This is a genomic window from Actinokineospora cianjurensis (assembly GCF_003663795.1).
GTDB lineage: Bacteria > Actinomycetota > Actinomycetes > Mycobacteriales > Pseudonocardiaceae > Actinokineospora > Actinokineospora terrae.
The window spans coordinates 297,931-314,539 of the sequence record NZ_RCDD01000002.1 but is presented as its reverse complement, the minus strand read 5'-3'; the positions used below and the strand labels follow the sequence as shown (position 1 = coordinate 314,539).

Sequence of the window (16,609 nt, the reverse complement as noted above, 5' to 3'; positions counted from 1 at the left end):
AAAGGACGATCAGTCGAACAGGGCGGCGAGCGCGGCCCGGTCGACCTTGCCGTTCTGGTTGAGGGGAAGCGCGTCGACCGCCCGCACGTCCCCCGGGATCATGTACGCGGGCAGGACGGCGCCCACGGCACCGCGCAGGTCATCCGGAACCCCACCCGCGGTGACCAGCACCGCCTTCAACGCCCGGGTGACACCCTCGCCGTGCACCAGTGCGACGGCCTGCCGCACGTCCGGGTGCGCGACCAGGGCGTGCTCGACCTCCTCGAGCTCGATGCGCTGACCGTTGAGCTTCACCTGCCGGTCAGCCCGCCCGAGGAACTCGATGTCGCCGGACGCGGTGAGCCTGCCGAGGTCGCCGGTGCGGTAGACCCGCCTGCCCTCGACGGTGACGAACCGGTCCGCCGTCAGATCCGGCCGACCGACGTACCCGAGCGCCACCCCCGGCCCGGACACGCAGATCTCGCCCACCTCGCCCCGCGCCACCCGGCGCAGGTCCGGCCCGAGCAGGTCCACCTCGCGGTGGGGCAGTGCCCGCCCGATCGGCACCGAGGTCGCCTCCGGTGCCAGCTCGGCGATCGGGAACGTCGTCGCGATCACGGTCGTCTCCGTCGGCCCGTACGCGTTGATGATCGGCAGGTCGGGAACCCGCGCGTGGGCCGCCCGAACGTGCCTCGGTGACTGCGGCTCGCCCGCGATCACCAACGCCGACAACGGATCCAGCAGATCCGGGGCACTGTCGACGACCACGTTGAACAGCGCGGCGGTCAGCGTCAGCGTGTTCACCTTGTTGTCCCGGATGGCCGCCCGCAGCCGCGCCGCGCTCGGGAACGCGCCGTCGAACAGCACGCAGGTGCCGCCGTGCAGCAGCGGACCCCACAGCTCGACCGTCATCCCGTCGAAGCTGGGTGACATGTGCGCGAGCAGCACAGTGTCCGCGGACAGGTCGAGGAAGTCTCCGGGGAACAGCAGGCTGGTGATACCGCGGTGCGTGACCAGTACGCCCTTCGGCTCCCCGGTCGACCCGGACGTGAAGTTCACGACCGCGGCGCCCCCGGGATCCACCGCCACCTCCGGGCCGTCATCACGGCTCGACGCGTGGAACCGCAGGTGGGTGACGTGCTCAGGCAGCGCCACGTCGGTGGCCGCGTCGGTGACGACAACCCGCACGGACGCCAATCCGACCATCGTCGCCAACCGAGCCGCGGGCCACCCGGCGTCGATCGGCATATACGCGCCGCCCGCCTTGAGGACTCCCAACAACGCCACCACGAACTCAGGCGTCCGCCCCATCGCCACCCCGACGACAGCCCCTTGCCGCACACCCGCCTCACGCAACCGCCAAGCAACGGCATTGGCAGCACGATCAAGCTCCCGGTACGTCAGCACACGATCGCGGTACCGCACCGCCACCGCCCCAGGAACCCGCCCCGCCTGCCACGCGACCAACTCGCCAACAGCCCGATCCGGAAACCCCGCCCCGCCCGATTCGACCACGCTGCCCGATTCGACCACGCTGCCCGGCTCGATCACGACGCTGGGGCCGACGGTGCCAGGCTCGATGACGCCGGTCGGCTCGGCCGCGCCGCTTGGCTGGGCCAGGTCCGCCTGCGTGACCACGGTGTTCGGCTGGGCCGTGCCCAACGGCTCGGCAGCGCCTGGCGACTCGATGACGCCCGCTGACTCGGTCACAGTGCCGGGCCGGTCGCCGCGGACGGCCCGAGTGCGGCGGAAGGTTCGACCGCGGCGCCGGAGTTGGCCGCGATCACCGCCAGTACCTCGGCGAACTTCGGGCCCCGGTACAGGTCCTCCGGCGTCAGCACGTCGATGCCGAACACCTCCTCCACCTCGGCCAGGAACTTCACCGCGGCCAGCGAAGTCCCCCCGACGGCGAAGAAGTCGTCGTCAGGGTCGACCGCCTCCCGGTTGAGGACTTCCCGCCAGATCGCCGCCACCGCCGCGGCGCGGTCAGCCGGTTCCCACCGCACTGGTCACCCCTCTCGTCTCGTCCGAACGGATCAGCAGGAACGTGCTGAGCGCGCCGACCCCGGTCACCAGCACGCAGATCGCGAACAGGGTCGGGTAGCCGTTGGTGGCGTTGACCAGCAGGGCGCTGCCCACGGCGAACCCGCCCTGGCGCAGGATGGTCATCACCGCCGCGATCGACCCGGCACGCTCCGGTGGCGCGCTCGCGATGAGCGCCCCGGTCACCTGGTTCTGCACCGTCGCCGCGCCGATCCCGGCGATGGTCATCCCGGCGATCACCACGGCCAACGTGCGCAGTTGCGCTCCCACGGCGATGAGCAGGCACCCCGCCGCGACCACGGCGAGGCCACCGCCGAAGAACGTGCTCTGCCTGGCTCGCGTCGCCACCCCCGTGACCAGGTACGGCACGGCGAACAGCGGCACGGTGAAGAACAGCATCAGGTACGACGTGGTCGCCAACCCCAGGCCGAGCGAGGACTCCAGGAACAGCGGCAGGTACACCATCAGCGACCAGTACCCGACCGCCAGGCACAGCGGGACCAGCGCCAGGCCGACCACGCCGCGTACCCGGAACAGCCCCAGGTCGACGGCCGGGTACCGGACGCGGCGCTCGACCAGCACGAACGCCGCGAACAGGGCCACCAGCACCGCGCCGACCAGTGGCGCGCTCAGCCGGGTCGAGCCGATGACCGGGCCGTAGAGCAGCAGCCAGGTCGCCACGAACAGGAACGCGCTGAACGTGGCCAGTCCGAGCACGTCGAGCGGCTTGTCCTTGCGCTCGCCCGGTTGGTCCCGCGCGGTGAGGCAGCCCGCGATGATCACCGCGCACACCGGCACGTTGACCAGGAAGATCCACTCCCAGCCCAGCGCGCTCGCGATGAGCCCGCCGAGGCCGGGGCCGACCACCAGCGCCGACCCCTGGATGGTGCCGATGAGGGCGAACGCGCGCACCCGCTCGGCCTTCTCCGTGTAGAGCCTGCCGACCAGCGCGAGCCCGCCGCAGACGATGAACGACCCGCCGACACCCTGCAGGACGCGGCCGCCGACGAGCACCGCGTACACCGGGGCGTACGCGCACGCCACCGACGCCAAGCCGAACAACGCGGCCCCGAGCACCACCGAGCGCCGGTGGCCGTACCGGTCGGCGAGGACGCCCGCGGTGATCAGCATGATCGTCAGGGCCAGGCTGTAGCCGTTCATCACCCAGACCGACCCCGCGAGGTCGACCTCGAAGCGCGCCCCGATGTCGGAGAGCACCAGCGACACGGCGGTCACGTCGAAGGTGGCGATGAATCCGCCGAGGCCCATCACCACGGCGGGCACGTACCCTGCCTTGGTCGTCTCATGGCTCATGGAGAACCCTTACCAGCAACCGCTCGTACTCCGCGGCCAGGGCCACGGCCTCCGCACGGGAGAACACCGCGCGGGAGAACTGCCAGAACATCCGCGCGTGCCCGGTGTCGCGCGTCGGGCTCGGCGGGATCACCACCACGTTCATGTCGAACTTCGCCGACTGGTTCTGCGCCTCGCGGATCTCGGCGGTCGCGCCGCCGAACCGCAGCCGTGGCACGTCCGAGTCGTGGAAGCTGAAGCAGTGCTGGAAGACCGGGTTGCGGCCGCGCCGCTGCGCCAGCCCCAGCCTGCGCACGATCAGCGACAGCGGCACGTCGTTGTAGCGCAGCGCCCGGAACAGCGACCCCTGCACGCCGCGGGCCACGCCGGGCAGCCCTTCCCCCGCGCCGACCGCGACCCGCACCGGGACGGTGTTGACCACCATGCCGACCAGCGGCTCCAACTCGGCCTCGGTCCTGGCGTTCACCGCGGTCCCGACGCAGAAGTCGGTCGCGCCGGTCTTGCCTGCCAGCAGCAGCGCGTAGGCGCTGAACATCACCACGAACGGCGACACCGCGAGTTCCCCGGCCCGTTCCCGGACACGGGCGAAGGTCTCCGCCGTGACGGTGAGCTCCAGGTTGTGGCCGTCGAGGCTGTCCGCCCCGGTCGGTTCGCCGCCGAGCACCACCTCCCCGGCGCCGTCGAGGTAGTCGGACCAGAACTCGACCGCCCGCTCGCCGTACTCGCCCGCCATCCGGTCGCGCTGCCAGCGGACGAACTGCTGGTACTGCGCGGGCAACGCCGCCAACTCGGGCGCCCGGCCACCGGCCAGGGCGTCGTAGCAGTCCTGGATCTCCGCCCAGAGCCTGCCGAATGACCAGCCGTCGTGCACCGCGTGGTGCTCGACCTGCAACAGCGCCCACTCGTCCGCGGCCAGCCGGACCGCGTCGAGGGTGAGCAGCGGCAGCACGGTGGTGTCGAAGACCTGGTCCTGCAACCGCGACCGGATCGCCGCCAACTCCCGCTCGGCCTCCCCGTCGGGGAGGCCGGTCAGGTCGTGCCGCCTGATCGTGAACGGGAACGGCGGGTGCACCGTCGCCAGGTAGCCGGTGGCGCCGAGGCTGATCGTGGTGCGCAGCATCTCGTGCCGCTCGACCACGTGCGACACCGCCCGCTCCAGAGTGGACAGATCGAGAGCGCCCCGCACGCGGATCTCCGCCTGGGCGTTGTACGCCTTGTTGCGCGGGTAGAACGCCTCCAGCAGGCAGATCTGCTCCTGGTTGAAGGACACGCCGGGAGCGGGCGGGAGCTCGGAGATCCGCGGTCGGGTGCGGACGGCGGTCACGCGGTCCTCGACACGAACATGTAGCGGTACTGCTCGATCCCGGCCTCGTAGGCGGCCTCGGCGTAGCGGAACTCGAACAGCTCCTCGTTGCCCTCCGCGGCGAACCTGCCCCGCAGCGAGTCGAGCACCTCGACCTTCTTCTTCCAGTGCGCGTTCTCCTCGCGCGACAGGTCGACGGTGTCGTAGCCGCCGAACAGCTCGCGCAGCAGCGTCGCCAACTCGGTGCGGTCCGGGCTCCAGGTGTCCGCGGTGAACGTGCGGATCGGGAACGTGCGGACGATGCCGACCCGCAGGTCCGCGGTGCCGATCTCCTGGAACCGGCGCAGCAGGTCCCGCAGCGACGGGGCGTAGTAGATGGTGTCGATGGAGACGATGTGGGTGAACGTGCCCGCCGGGAAGGTCAGGTCGTTGGCGTCCTGCACCTGGAAGCTGAGCCGGTCGTCGGACTCGGCCAACCCCTGGGCGTAGGCGATGGCGCTGGCGGAGAGGTCGACGCCGACGACGTTCGCGCCGGTCTTCTCGGCGATGTACTGCGAGATCAGCCCGTAGCCGCAGCCGAGGTCGAGGATGGTGTCGCCCTCCTTCGCCCCCAGCAGTTCCAGCATCCGGTCGATCTGGCCGAAGTCGGCCATGCCGTGCTGGCCGAGGTTGCGGCCGTAGACCTGCTCGCAGAACTCCGCGTGCGCGGCGCTGCTGATGGCGTTGGCGTAGTAGTACTCGAACCGCTGGTTGCGGTTCTCGCGGCGCGTGGGCTCGTTGTAGCCCAGCAGCCGCTCGGTCTGGGTCGTCGACCCGTCCGGCGCCCGCTCCTCCACGACCGCGGTGGCGTCCTCGGCGCGCAGCACGTACTCCACGAACGCGGCCAGCGTCGGGTTCTCCACCAGCGCGAACAGCGGGACGGACTTGCCCAGGTCGGTGGCGACCCTGGTGACCAGCAGCATGGCGGTGAGCGAGTGCCCGCCCGCGGCGAAGAAGTCGGTCGACGGGGTGATCCGGTCGTCGCCGGTGTTGAGCAGTTCGGCCCAGATCGGCGCGATCGCGCCGGCGGCGCGCTGGTACTCGTCGGTGGTCGATGCGGTCATCGTCAGCCTCCCAGTTTTCCGAGAACGGTGAGCACGGCGGCTCGGTCGACTTTCTGGTTGAGCGTCAGCGGGAGGTCGTCGACGACCCCCAGGCTGCTCGGCACGGCGTAGCCCGGTAGCTGTTGCTCGAGGTGCTTGCGCAGCAGGGACTCGGTGAGCCCCTCGGTGCTGGTGGCCACGGCGACGAGCGTGCGGGAGCCGTGCTCGCGGACGGTCGTCACGTACGCCGCGGCCACCATGGGGTGGTTCAGGATCGCGGCCGACACCTCGGCCAACTCGACCCGGTTGCCGCGGATCTTGACCTGGTCGTCCTTCCTGCCGACGAAGACCAGGTCGCCCCGCGGGTCGCGCCGGACGATGTCGCCGGTGCGGTACAGGGTCGTTCCCGGCTCGAACGGGTTGTCGGTGAAGGCGGTCGACTCGCGGTTGAGGTAGCCGGGGGCGACGCCCGCGCCCGCGAGGCAGAGTTCGCCCTGCTCGAGCGCGGGGGAGTCGTCCTCGTCCACCAGGTACACCCGCGTTCCCGGGATCGGCGCGCCGATCGGCACGGATCCGTCCCGGTCGGTCTCGGGGTCGAAGGTGTGCACGACGCACCCGACGGTGGCCTCGGTCGGGCCGTACTCGTTGATGATCTCCACCGGTCCCAGCAGGCGGTGCACGCGCGCCGCGAGTTCCGCGGGCAGGTCCTCGCCGCCGACGACGACGCGCCGCAGGTGCGTGGTGCCGCTGTGCAGTTGGGACACCAGGTGCAGGTACGACGGGGTGATCTTGATGACGGTCACGAACCGGTCGGCCAGGATCCGCTGGATCACCATCGGATCGCGCACACCGTCGTAGACGGCGATCGACGCGCCCGCGAGCAGGGGCGGGAACAGGCACGTGACGGTGAAGTCGAACGCGAGAGTTGTGTAGAGCGCGACCCGGTCGTCGGGTGAGTCTATGTAGCGTTGGGCCGCCCACCGGACGTAGCTCGCCAGGTTCGCGTGCGTGATGCCGACACCCTTCGGATTCCCCGTCGACCCTGAGGTGTAAAGGATGTAGGCCAGGTCGGATGGCTGGACGACGGCCGTCGGGATCGGGTGGGCCGGTCGACCCAGCCCGCGCAGGACCACGTCGACCAACCCGAACCGGTCGGCCAACTCGGTGTGCTCGCCCGAGTGGACGATCGCCGTCGCCCCGCTGTCGGACACGATGTGACCGATCCGGTCCACCGGGTTCCTGGTGTCGACGGGGATGTAGGTCGCCCCGAGTTTGAGCACGGCGAGCACCGACGCGACCAGGTCGACCCCGTGGCGCACGGCGAGGCAGACCCGGGTTCCCGGTCGACAACCGCGCCCGTGCAAGGCACCGGCGATCTCGTCGACCCGGCGCCCCAACCAGGCGTAGTCGTGCTCACCGCGATCGTCGGACACGGCGACGCGGTCGTTGTGCGACAACAGGTTCTGTTCAATCAACGCGTACAGATCCGCTTCCCCGCGGCGCTGCGGCGCCGCGGGGTTGATTCCGCCCAGCATGAAACCCCTCGGTGTAGCGTTTCGCGAATGGCCCCGCCGGTGGCAAGCGGAATGCGTGTTCCGCTCGACCGGGCAGGGTGAAGGGACCCGTCAATGAGTCCACGGGTGTCGGCGCGGCCTTCCGGCCGGGCGCCAGTGCGCGGAGGAAAGGACTAGCCGACCAACCGGATCGGTTGGGCCACCTGGACTCCGCGCAAGAAAGTAGTGGTCATGGCGCTACCCCCCTGGGTCTCGTCATCGAAACGCGACGATGCGCGTGAGATTGATGCTGGCACAGGAACCTGCCGCACCGCAACGACTCCCATGCCTTCCTGTCCGATTTCGTTACCGCGCCACCTCGCGCACCGCTCTCGATGGTGACTCTTGTGTCATAACCGCAGGTCACACTACCTGTCGACGGCGTCCGCCCGTCTGGCGACACGCAACACACCGGCAATAAACGTCCACTCGGAATACAGGCAACCGCCCGCCACTCCCTTTGCTGTTGGCCCATCCGGACCCGTTCACCCGGGCGGGTTCGTCTGCCCGAAGCGGAATTGAGCAGAAGCGCTCGATCTACTGTCCGTGACGTAAGGACGCGATAGTTGTGACATGCACGTGCATCAGTCGCGTGCGTTTCCCGAGCCGGGCCCTTGGCAATTGACCATTCCGCCAGAAGTCGCAAGTGGACAATCGCCCGCCGGTTGATCGAGCGCGCTGGTCCGTTCGACCATTGTGGACTGTGGTCCGGCGGGCCGCCGGGACCCGCCCGGACCCGGGCATCGGGGTGGGTTCGTCGTGCCCGGGCCGTGCCGCCAGGGTTTCCCTATACCACGACATCGTCTCCCGGCGCCACCGGCTCTCGGGCGGGCGAACTGCCAACCCCTAAACCCCGTAGATATCCACTTCGACCCCCCTTGTGGCGCACCCTGAATGGCGCCTTTCGTCAGTGCAGGCGCGGGTAACGGAAGTGCGGGTCGCCGGAAGATCTCGGACAGCGGAGAGGTGAATTGTGTGGTGGTGACTATCGGTGAAGAACTGGGCCGATCGGGTGGAGGGCGGAGGTTGGTAATTGTCTATCGGCCGGGCGCGGTATTAGCGTGAGCGGCGGAGTACTGGTCGGACCTGGGAGAACTCCGTCGGATCGGGCAAGTCATAAAGGGACGGTGTACGGCGGAGAATGGCTGCCAGTTGGTGATTGCGGTCACCCGAAATGCGATGTTCGCCCCCGTGTCCCGGTTGTCGGAAAAGGTCGAGGTGTGATGCGGTCGCTTGTCCTGTTCGACGGTCTCGGCGCGCGCACCGAGTCGTTGATCCCGGTGGTGCGGCAAGCGGGTCGCCACCAGGGGAATGCCGCGTTCTTCGAGTCGGTGCACCGCGCGCTCGACGAGGCGGTCGACCACCTCGGGCCGACCGCGCTGCCCGACGGGCTACCGCTGGCGAAGTGGCTCGACGGTGTGGCGCCGCCCGTGCTGGACTCCGTGGCGACCGGCGTGCTGGTCCACGTGCACCAACTCTGCCTACTGCAACCGGGGACCCTGCCCGACGACGTGGCAGGCGCGCTCGGGCACAGCATCGGACTGCAGGCCGCCATCGTGGCCGGTGCGCGCCTGCGCCGGGTGGACGACTTCCTCGCGCTGGCGTCGGCCTCGGTCAAGCTGGTGCTGGTCAGCCTGGCCCGCGCCAACCAACTGGTCGCCCCCGGCGGCACCCCGATGGCCGCCGTCGCGGGCCCGACCACGGCGGACCTGCGCGCCGTGCTCGCCGATCACCCCACCGTGGTCATCGGCCTGGTCAACACCCCGACCGCGCACGTGCTCACCGGACCGCCCGCTGACCTGCGCGCGTTGCGCGGCACCCAGCCGGGCACCTGGACCGACCTGCCCACGACGATCCCGTTCCACAGCCCCCTGCTGGCCGACCTGCCCGAGCGGGTACGCGCCGATCTGCCCGCCATCGGCCCGATGCCCGGGCCGCACGACCTGGCGCTGCCCGTCTACGCGGCCGACGCCGGTCGAGACCTGCGGGCCGCGGACGACCTCGTCGACGAGTACCTGCGGCAGGTCTTCGCGCACCCGAACGACTGGGCCACCGCCGTCGAGCACGCGATCGCCGACTCGGCCGCCGACCGCGTGCTGGACGCGGGCCCAGGCCCGGGCGCCCGCCGGTTCGCCCGCGAGTGCGCCCCGACCACCCGCTTCCACCCCCTGCGACAAGCCCACTGAGACAGGCCCACCCGAGGTCAAGCCCGCCGAGGACGAGTCCACTGAGAAGGAGCGATCCGTGCGTTGTCTGCTGTTCCCGGGTCAAGGCGTGCAGAAGCGCGGGATGGGGTCGGACCTGTTCGCCCGCCACCCCGAGGCGACCGCGCTGGCCGACGACGTGCTGGGCTACTCGATCGAGGAGCTGTGCGCCCGCGACCCGCTGCGGCGGCTGCGCGACACGCGCTTCGCCCAGCCCGCGGTGTTCTTCGTCAACGCGCTCCTGGCGAGAGAGCAGCCCCAGCCCGACTTCGTGGCCGGGCACAGCCTGGGGGAGTACAACGCGCTGGTCGCCGCGGGCGTGCTCACCCTGGCCGACGGGCTGGCGCTGGTGGCAAGGCGCGCCGAGCTGATGGCCGAGGTCACCGGCGGCGGCATGTCCGCCGTGCAGGGTGTGCCCGCCGCGTTCGTGCGCCGCGCGCTCACCGAGACCTGCCTGCCGAACGTCTTCCTGGCGAACCTCAACGCCGACACCCAGACCACGATCGCCGGTGACCGCGCGGAACTCGCCGTGGCGGGCAAGGCGATCGCCGCGCTGCCCGGCGCGCGGGTCGTGCCGCTGAACGTGAGCGGTCCGTTCCACACCCCGCTGATGGCGCCCGCCGCGGCCCGGTTGCGAGGGGTGCTCGCCGAGCAGGTCTTCGCGCCCGCCGCCGTCCCGGTGGTCTCCAGCGTCACCGGCGAGCTGTTCGACCCCGCTGACGGCGCGGACCTGCTGGCCCGCCAGCTGGCCGAGCCGGTCGAGTGGGTGCGGGTCGTGCACACCCTGCGCGCGCTGGGTGTCACGGAGTTCGACGAGGTCAACGGCCGGACGGTGACCGCGCTGGTCACCCGGATCCACTGAGCGGGGAATCATGGGGCACGACAAGGACATCGCCGTCGTCGGCTTATCGGTCGACCTGCCCGGCGCGTCCGGGCTCGACGAGCTGTGGCGGCTGGTCAGCACCGGGTCGGGCACCGCGCGGCCGTTCCCGGCCGACCGGGCGGCCAAGCTCGCCGAGTACATCTCCTACCTGCGCGCGACCAGCATCGACCCGCTGGACGAGCCGGACGTGGAGTACCACAACGGCTACTTCCTCGACACCGTCGACCACTTCGACCACACCGCGTTCGGTATGAACCCGCGGCAGGCGACGCTGACCGACCCGCACCACCGGATGGTGTTGCGGGCGATGTACCTGGCCTTCGAGGACGCGGGCTACTCGCTGGAGCGGTTGCGCGGCAGCCGGACCGGGGTGTTCGTCGGCTTCGCGGTCAACCCGGGCTCGACCTACCTGGACTACATCAGCCGGGTCGACCCGTCGGTGGGCCAGCAGGCGATCACCGGCAACATCCCGGCGATGCTGGCCAACCGGCTCTCGCACCTGCTCGACCTGCGCGGCCCCAGCATGGTGGTGGACACCGCGTGCTCGGCGACCCTGGTCGCGGTGCACCAGGCCAAGAACGCGCTGCTGCTCGGCGACTGCGACCTGGCCGTGGTCGGCGGCGCGCGGATCGTGTTCGCGCCGGTCAGGCACCAGCACTCCAACATCGGCATCGAGTCGTCCGACGGCGTCACCCGCACCTTCGACGAGGCGGCGGACGGCACCGGGTTCGGCGAGGGTTCCGGCGCGGTGGTGCTCAAGCGGCTCGACCGGGCACTCGCCGACGGCGACCAGGTGTACGCGGTGCTCAAGGGCAGCGCGGTCAACCACGACGGCAACACCGAGGGCATCACCAACCCCGACAGCGATTCCCAGGCCGACCTGCTGCTCAGCGCGTGGCGCGATGCCGACGTCGACCCGCGCACCATCGGCTACTTCGAGGCGCACGGCACGGCCACCCGGGTCGGCGACCCGATCGAGCACGAGGGCATCAAGCGGGCGTTCGCCCGGCACACCACCGACCGGCAGTTCTGCGCGGTGGGCACGGTGAAGGCCAACGTCGGGCACCTGTTCGAGGGGTCCGGTGTGGTCGGTCTGATCAAGGCGATCGCGGTGCTGCGCAACGGGATCATCCCACCGCAGGCCAACTACCGGACGCCCAACCCCAAGCTGGACTTCACCTCCGGGCCGCTGTACCTGCCCACCGAGCCGCGTCCGTGGCAGCCGGGGGGATTGCGCCGCGCCGGGGTGAGCGCGTTCGGTCTCGGCGGCACGAACGCGCACGCCGTGCTGGAGGAGCACATCGCGGTCGACGAGCGGCCCGCGTCCACCGGTCCGCAACTGTTCGTGCTCAGCGCGGCGACGATCAAGTCATTGACGTGGACTGTGGAGCGGCACGTCGCGTTCATCGACGCGGACGGGCTCGACGGCGTGGACATCGCCGACGTCTGCCACACGACCCGGGTTTCCCGGGCCGGGCACCGGCACCGGATCGCGGTGGTCGTCACCGACGCCGCCGACCTGCGCCGTCAGCTGGTGGGCTTGCTGGCCGAGCAGCGCGATCCGTTGCCGGAAGGGCCATTGGGCGAGGCAGCCACCAGCTTCCTCCGTGATGGCAAGGTAGACCTTGTTTCGACGGGGGACCGGCAGCCGCGGATCGTCCGACTGCCCGGCTACGCGTTCGACGAAACTGTTGCGTGGGTGCAGTTCCCGGACACGTGGCGCGAGACGATGAACCTCACCACCCACGACGAGCGGCACCCGGTGACCCACGACGTGGAGCTGCGTGAGGTCCCGCTGTCGGTCGTCGCCGCGGATCCCGTGCGGGCGCTCGCGATCGTGGACCCGGACACCGACGCCGAGGACGTCCTGACCGCCGCCGGGCTCGGTGACGTGCGGTTCATCCGGATCGGCGAACCCGTCGTCCCCGGCGGCGCCCCGTTCCGGCCCACCGACCCCGCCGGGTGCGCCGAGGTGGCCCGGCTCGTCGACGAGGGCGTCACGCACGTGCTGCACGCCACCGCCTTCGAGGACAAGGCCGTGCTCGACGTGTCCGTTGTGGACGACCGGGTGGCGAAGAACCTCGACGGCCTGTTCCAGCTGACCAAGTCGCTCATGGCGGCCGGGGTGAAGACGCGCCTGGTTGTGCTCACCAGGACCGCGGTGTGCGCGGCGCCGGGGGAGCAGGTGGTGCCGGAGAACGCGGCACTGGTCGGGTTCGGCAAGGTCGTCGAGCGCGAGTACCCGTACATCAAGGTCAGCCACATCGACCTCGACCCGGCGGTGTCCCCGGCCGCCCTGCGCGCCGAGGTGCTGTCCGAGGACCGTGGGCTGTCCGTGCTGCGTGGGGACAGGCGGCTGCGCGAGGTGTTCGTCGAGGTGCCCGAGGTCGACACCGACGGCCCCGCCGAGCACCTGCGCGCGGGTGGCACATACCTGATCACCGGCGGCACCGGGGCCCTCGGTCTCGCCGTCGCGGCCCGGTTCGCCGCCACCCAGCCGGACATCGATCTCGTGCTGCTGAGCCGGTCCGGGCTGCCGCGGCGCGAGCAGTGGGACGACGTGTCGGTGGTGCCGAGCGGGTCCCCAGTGGCCCGGCGCGTTGCCGCGGTGCGGGAGATCGAGCAGACCGGCGCGCGGGTCCGCGTCGTCGCGGCGGACGCGGGTGACCCGGCCGCCTTCGGTGCGGCCATCACCGAGATCCAGCGCGACCACGGCCGCATCGACGGCGTCGTGCACGCGGCGGGCCTGCCCGGCGGCAGCACCGTGATGTTCCGCGAACGGGCCGACTTCGACGCGGTCGTCCGGGCCAAGCTGCACGCCGCCGTCGTGCTCGACCGGCTGACCGAGGCCGACCAGCCGGACTTCATCGCGCACTTCTCGTCCGTGGCCTCGGTGTTCCCGGCCCCCGGCCAGGCCGACTACGCCGCGGCCAACTACTACCTGGACAACCTGGCGCGGGCCAGGGCGGGCGGCCCCTGCCACGTCATCGCCCTGGACTGGGTGGCGTGGAAGGAGATCGGCATGGCGGTCGACTTCGGCACCAACGGCGACACCATGTTCAAGGCGCTGCCCACCGCCACCGGCCTCGACGTCCTCGACGCGGGCCTGCGGTCGGGCAGGTCGCGGCTGTTCGCCGGTGAGCTGAACTACCGCGGCGAGCTGATCCACCTGCTGCGGTCCTACGACGTCGCGCTCTCGGCCGACATCGAGGCCAAGGTGGAGCACGAGATGCGCGCGCTGCGGGAGCGGCTGCGCGCCGCGGCCGACAAGACCAGGGCCACCGTCGCCGCGGTCGAGGTCGAGTTGACCGGCCGCGACGAGTTCACCGACGTGGAGCGGACCGTCGCGCAGTGCCTCGCGCTCGCGTTCGGCTACGACGAACTCGACGTGGAGGGCGACTTCTTCGACCTGGGCGGCGACTCGATCATGGCGGCCACCGTCGCGAGCACGATCGCCACCGTCCACGGGGTCGGCTACGACGTGGCCGACCTGCTCGCCGACCGCACGGTGAGCGAGATCGCCTACCACATCGAGGACCTGGTCACCTTCGCCGACATGAACCCCGAGGCCGTCTGATGGGCGCCGACGCCACGGACATGACCACCGGGCCGCCGCTGCGCAAGGTCCTCGGGTTCGCGCTGCCGCTGACCGCCGCGAACCTGTTGCAGCAGGGGTACCTGCTGGTCGACGGCGTGGTCGTCGGGCACTGGACGGGCGTCGACGGACTCGCCGCGATCGGTGCGGCCGGCCCGCTGTTCTACCTGCTCAACGCGATGTTCATCGGGCTGGGCACGGCGTTCACCATCCGGCTGGCGCACCTGCGCGGCGCCGGGGACGCCGACGCCAGGCGCGGGGTGGTGCTGTCGCTGGCACTGGTCACGGCGGTCTGGTCGGTGGGCTGCGTGCTCGTGGCGACGGTCCTGGTGGACCCGGCGCTGGCGGTGATGGGCCTGCGCGGGCAGCTCGCGCACGACGCGTCGGTGTTCCTCAGCACCCTGTCGCTGGGCTTCCCCGGCATCTTCGGCACGGCCGCGGTCAGCGCGTACCTGCGCGGGCTCGGCGACTCGCGGACGGCGCTGTGGGTGGCGGGCTTCGGCAGCGTCGCCAACGCCGCGCTGGTGCTGCTGCTGGTCGCGGCCTGGGACCAGGGGATCGCCGGTGCCGCGCTGGCGACGGCGATCTCGTCCACCGCGGCACTGGTCGTCGGGCTGGTGGTGGCCGCGCGCAAGTACCCGGTGGCCAGGACCGGCGGGCGGCCCGCGGTGCGGCGCGAGCTCGTCGACGCCGTCCGGTTGGGATTCCCGCTGGCGAGCCAGCACATCATCCTGGCGTTGGGGATCATGGTGCTGGTCTGGATCCTGCAGGCGTTCGGGCCGGTGGTGTTGGCCGCGTTCAGCATCGTGGCCAGGGTCGAGCAGGTCACCGCCATGCTGTTCCTGGACTTCTCCGGCGCGATCACCGCGTTCACCGCGCAGAACCTCGGCGCGGACGACCCACCGCGGGCGCGGACCGGGTTGGTCAGGACCCTCGGCCTGACCGCCGTGCTCACCGTGGTCGCCTCCGCGGTGGTGCTGGTGGCCCGCGGCCCCATCGCCGCGCTGTTCACCGACGACCCGGCGACGCGGGCGCTGACCGAGCGGTACCTGCTGATCATCTACCCGTTCCTGGCGCTCTACACGCTGATGGTTGTGCTGCACGGCTACCTCAACGGCGCCCGCCGCACCACCGCGCCGCTGATCTGCACGGTGATCGCGTTCCTGCTGGTGCAGATCCCGTTCGCCTACCTGTTCCACGGCGTGTTCGGCGTCGAGGCGGTGATGTGGGCGGTGGTCGTCGGGTGGACCGCCGGGCTGACCTACTCGGTGCTGTGCCTGCGCCGCGTGCTGTTCGGGCCACTGGTCCACAAGGAGGTCGTGCCGTCGTGATCACCGAGAGCCGGGCCGTCGTGGAGTTCCACGGCGGCACCGCGCGCACCGGCCCGCTCTGCTGGGGGCAGCAGGGCACGTGGGACAGCCTCGCCCAGTGGTACCCGGAGGTGAAGCCGTTCTTCTTCCTGACCCGCTGGCTCCCGGTGCCGCTGCTGCTGGAGGTGGGCGACGTGCTGGCTGTGGTCGGTGAACTGCTCGTGCGGCACGAGTCGCTGCGCACGCACGTCTCGCAGCCGCCCGGCGGCGAACCGACCCAGCGGGTGCTGGCGTCGGGCACGCTGCCGGTCGACGTCCACGACCGTCCCGCCGACGACCCCGTCCAGTTCGAGGACATCGTCGCGACCTGCTGGGAGCGGGGGACCGCGCGGCCGCTCGACCACTCGCGTGAGCTGCCGTTGCGGCTGTCGATCGCGCTGCACGAGGGCATCCCGGTGGTCATCGCGTTCACGCTCTCGCACCTGGCCGCGGACTACACCGCGACCGACGCGCTGGTCCGCGAGCTCACCGCCATGCTCGACGCCAAGGCGTCCGGCACGCCCCTGCCCCCGGCCCGGCCCGCCGCGCAGCCGCTGGACCTCGCCCAGGCCGAGCGCTCACCCGAGGGCCAGCGCCGCAACGTCGACGCGATCCGGCACCTGCGCTCGGTCCTGGACCGCGCGCCCGCGCCGATCCCGCCCCAGGCCACCCCGGAGTCACCGCGGTTCGTCGGCGCGGACCTGGAGTCGGACCTGCTCGCGGTCGCGGTCCGCCGAACCGCGCGCCGCTGCCGGACCAGCACGTCGGTGGTCCTGCTGGCGCTCACCACGGCCCTGGTCCGCTCGTTCTGGCCAGAACCCCGGCTGCGCCTGGACATCATGCAGGGCAACCGCACCAGCCCGGAGGTCGCCGCCAGCGTCACGACCCTCAACCAGGTCGTCCACACCATCACCGACCTCGACGGCGAGTCGCTGACCGAGCTGCTCGACACCGCCACCCGTGCGATGGCGGTGGCCCGGGCCCACTCCCGCTACGACAACCGAGCCGCCCGCGAGGTCCTCCGCGCCGGTGACCTACCCCCGGGTGTCCAGTTCAACGACATGTGGTCGACCCTCCCCGCAGGACCGCGGACCGCGACGCCGTCCGCGACCACCCTGACCTGGCCCGCCACGTCCAACGCCGAGAGCATGGCCCTCTACCTCGACGTCCGAGGAACCCCCACCCGGATCCGCCTGGGCGCCATGGCCGACACCGCCATCCTCCCGCGCGCCGACCTGGCCGCCCTCCTGCACACCTTCGAACACCTCGCCGTCGACTGGGCGGAAGGCGTGGACGGTCGCTGA

At 71.2% G+C, this 16,609-nt stretch carries 11 protein-coding genes; 5 read left to right on the top strand and 6 right to left on the bottom strand.

Features of this window, described 5'->3' with window-relative positions; genetic code table 11:
- Positions 1–9 precede the first annotated feature (9 nt).
- The 6 genes from CLV68_RS16080 to CLV68_RS16055 are packed head-to-tail and all read right to left on the bottom strand — an operon-like array spanning position 10 to position 7,256.
- Positions 10–1,689 (bottom strand): amino acid adenylation domain-containing protein, encoded by a 1,680-nt coding sequence (locus CLV68_RS16080; protein ID WP_121391533.1) that lies wholly within the window; start codon positions 1,687–1,689, stop codon positions 10–12.
- Positions 1,686–1,985 (bottom strand): acyl carrier protein, encoded by a 300-nt coding sequence (locus CLV68_RS16075; RefSeq protein ID WP_121391531.1) that lies wholly within the window; start codon positions 1,983–1,985, stop codon positions 1,686–1,688. The genes CLV68_RS16080 and CLV68_RS16075 overlap by 4 nt, the downstream gene beginning before the upstream one ends.
- Entirely contained in the window at positions 1,966–3,336 is a 1,371-nt protein-coding gene (locus tag CLV68_RS16070) for an MFS transporter (protein WP_121391529.1), read from the bottom strand. The genes CLV68_RS16075 and CLV68_RS16070 overlap by 20 nt, the downstream gene beginning before the upstream one ends.
- Positions 3,326–4,660 carry a condensation domain-containing protein gene (locus CLV68_RS16065; protein WP_170224394.1) on the bottom strand — a complete coding sequence of 445 codons (1,335 nt, stop codon included), beginning with the start codon at positions 4,658–4,660 and terminating at the stop codon, positions 3,326–3,328. The genes CLV68_RS16070 and CLV68_RS16065 overlap by 11 nt, the downstream gene beginning before the upstream one ends.
- Positions 4,657–5,742, bottom strand: coding sequence for a methyltransferase domain-containing protein (locus tag CLV68_RS16060; RefSeq protein WP_121391526.1), 1,086 nt, complete (start codon positions 5,740–5,742; stop codon positions 4,657–4,659). Before CLV68_RS16060 ends, CLV68_RS16065 begins: the two co-directional genes overlap by 4 nt.
- 2 nt (positions 5,743–5,744) lie before the next feature.
- Positions 5,745–7,256: an amino acid adenylation domain-containing protein gene (locus tag CLV68_RS16055; protein WP_121391524.1), complete on the bottom strand. Its 1,512-nt coding sequence runs from the start codon at positions 7,254–7,256 to the stop codon at positions 5,745–5,747.
- 1,241 nt (positions 7,257–8,497) lie between these two features.
- Between CLV68_RS16055 and CLV68_RS16050 the strand changes: the two genes are divergently transcribed.
- The 5 genes from CLV68_RS16050 to CLV68_RS16030 are packed head-to-tail and all read left to right on the top strand — an operon-like array spanning position 8,498 to position 16,609.
- Entirely contained in the window at positions 8,498–9,460 is a 963-nt protein-coding gene (locus CLV68_RS16050; RefSeq protein WP_121391522.1) for an ACP S-malonyltransferase, read from the top strand.
- A 58-nt stretch (positions 9,461–9,518) separates the two neighbouring features.
- Positions 9,519–10,340, top strand: a complete 822-nt coding sequence (locus CLV68_RS16045) for an ACP S-malonyltransferase (protein ID WP_147460016.1) — start codon at positions 9,519–9,521, stop codon at positions 10,338–10,340.
- Between the two features lie 10 nt (positions 10,341–10,350).
- On the top strand, positions 10,351–13,938 hold the full coding sequence (locus tag CLV68_RS16040) for a type I polyketide synthase (protein WP_121391518.1): 3,588 nt from the start codon (positions 10,351–10,353) through the stop codon (positions 13,936–13,938).
- On the top strand, positions 13,938–15,287 hold the full coding sequence (locus tag CLV68_RS16035) for an MATE family efflux transporter (protein WP_121391516.1): 1,350 nt from the start codon (positions 13,938–13,940) through the stop codon (positions 15,285–15,287). The genes CLV68_RS16040 and CLV68_RS16035 overlap by 1 nt, the downstream gene beginning before the upstream one ends.
- Complete coding sequence (locus CLV68_RS16030; protein WP_170224393.1) at positions 15,284–16,609, top strand: condensation domain-containing protein; 1,326 nt, start codon at positions 15,284–15,286, stop codon at positions 16,607–16,609. The genes CLV68_RS16035 and CLV68_RS16030 overlap by 4 nt, the downstream gene beginning before the upstream one ends.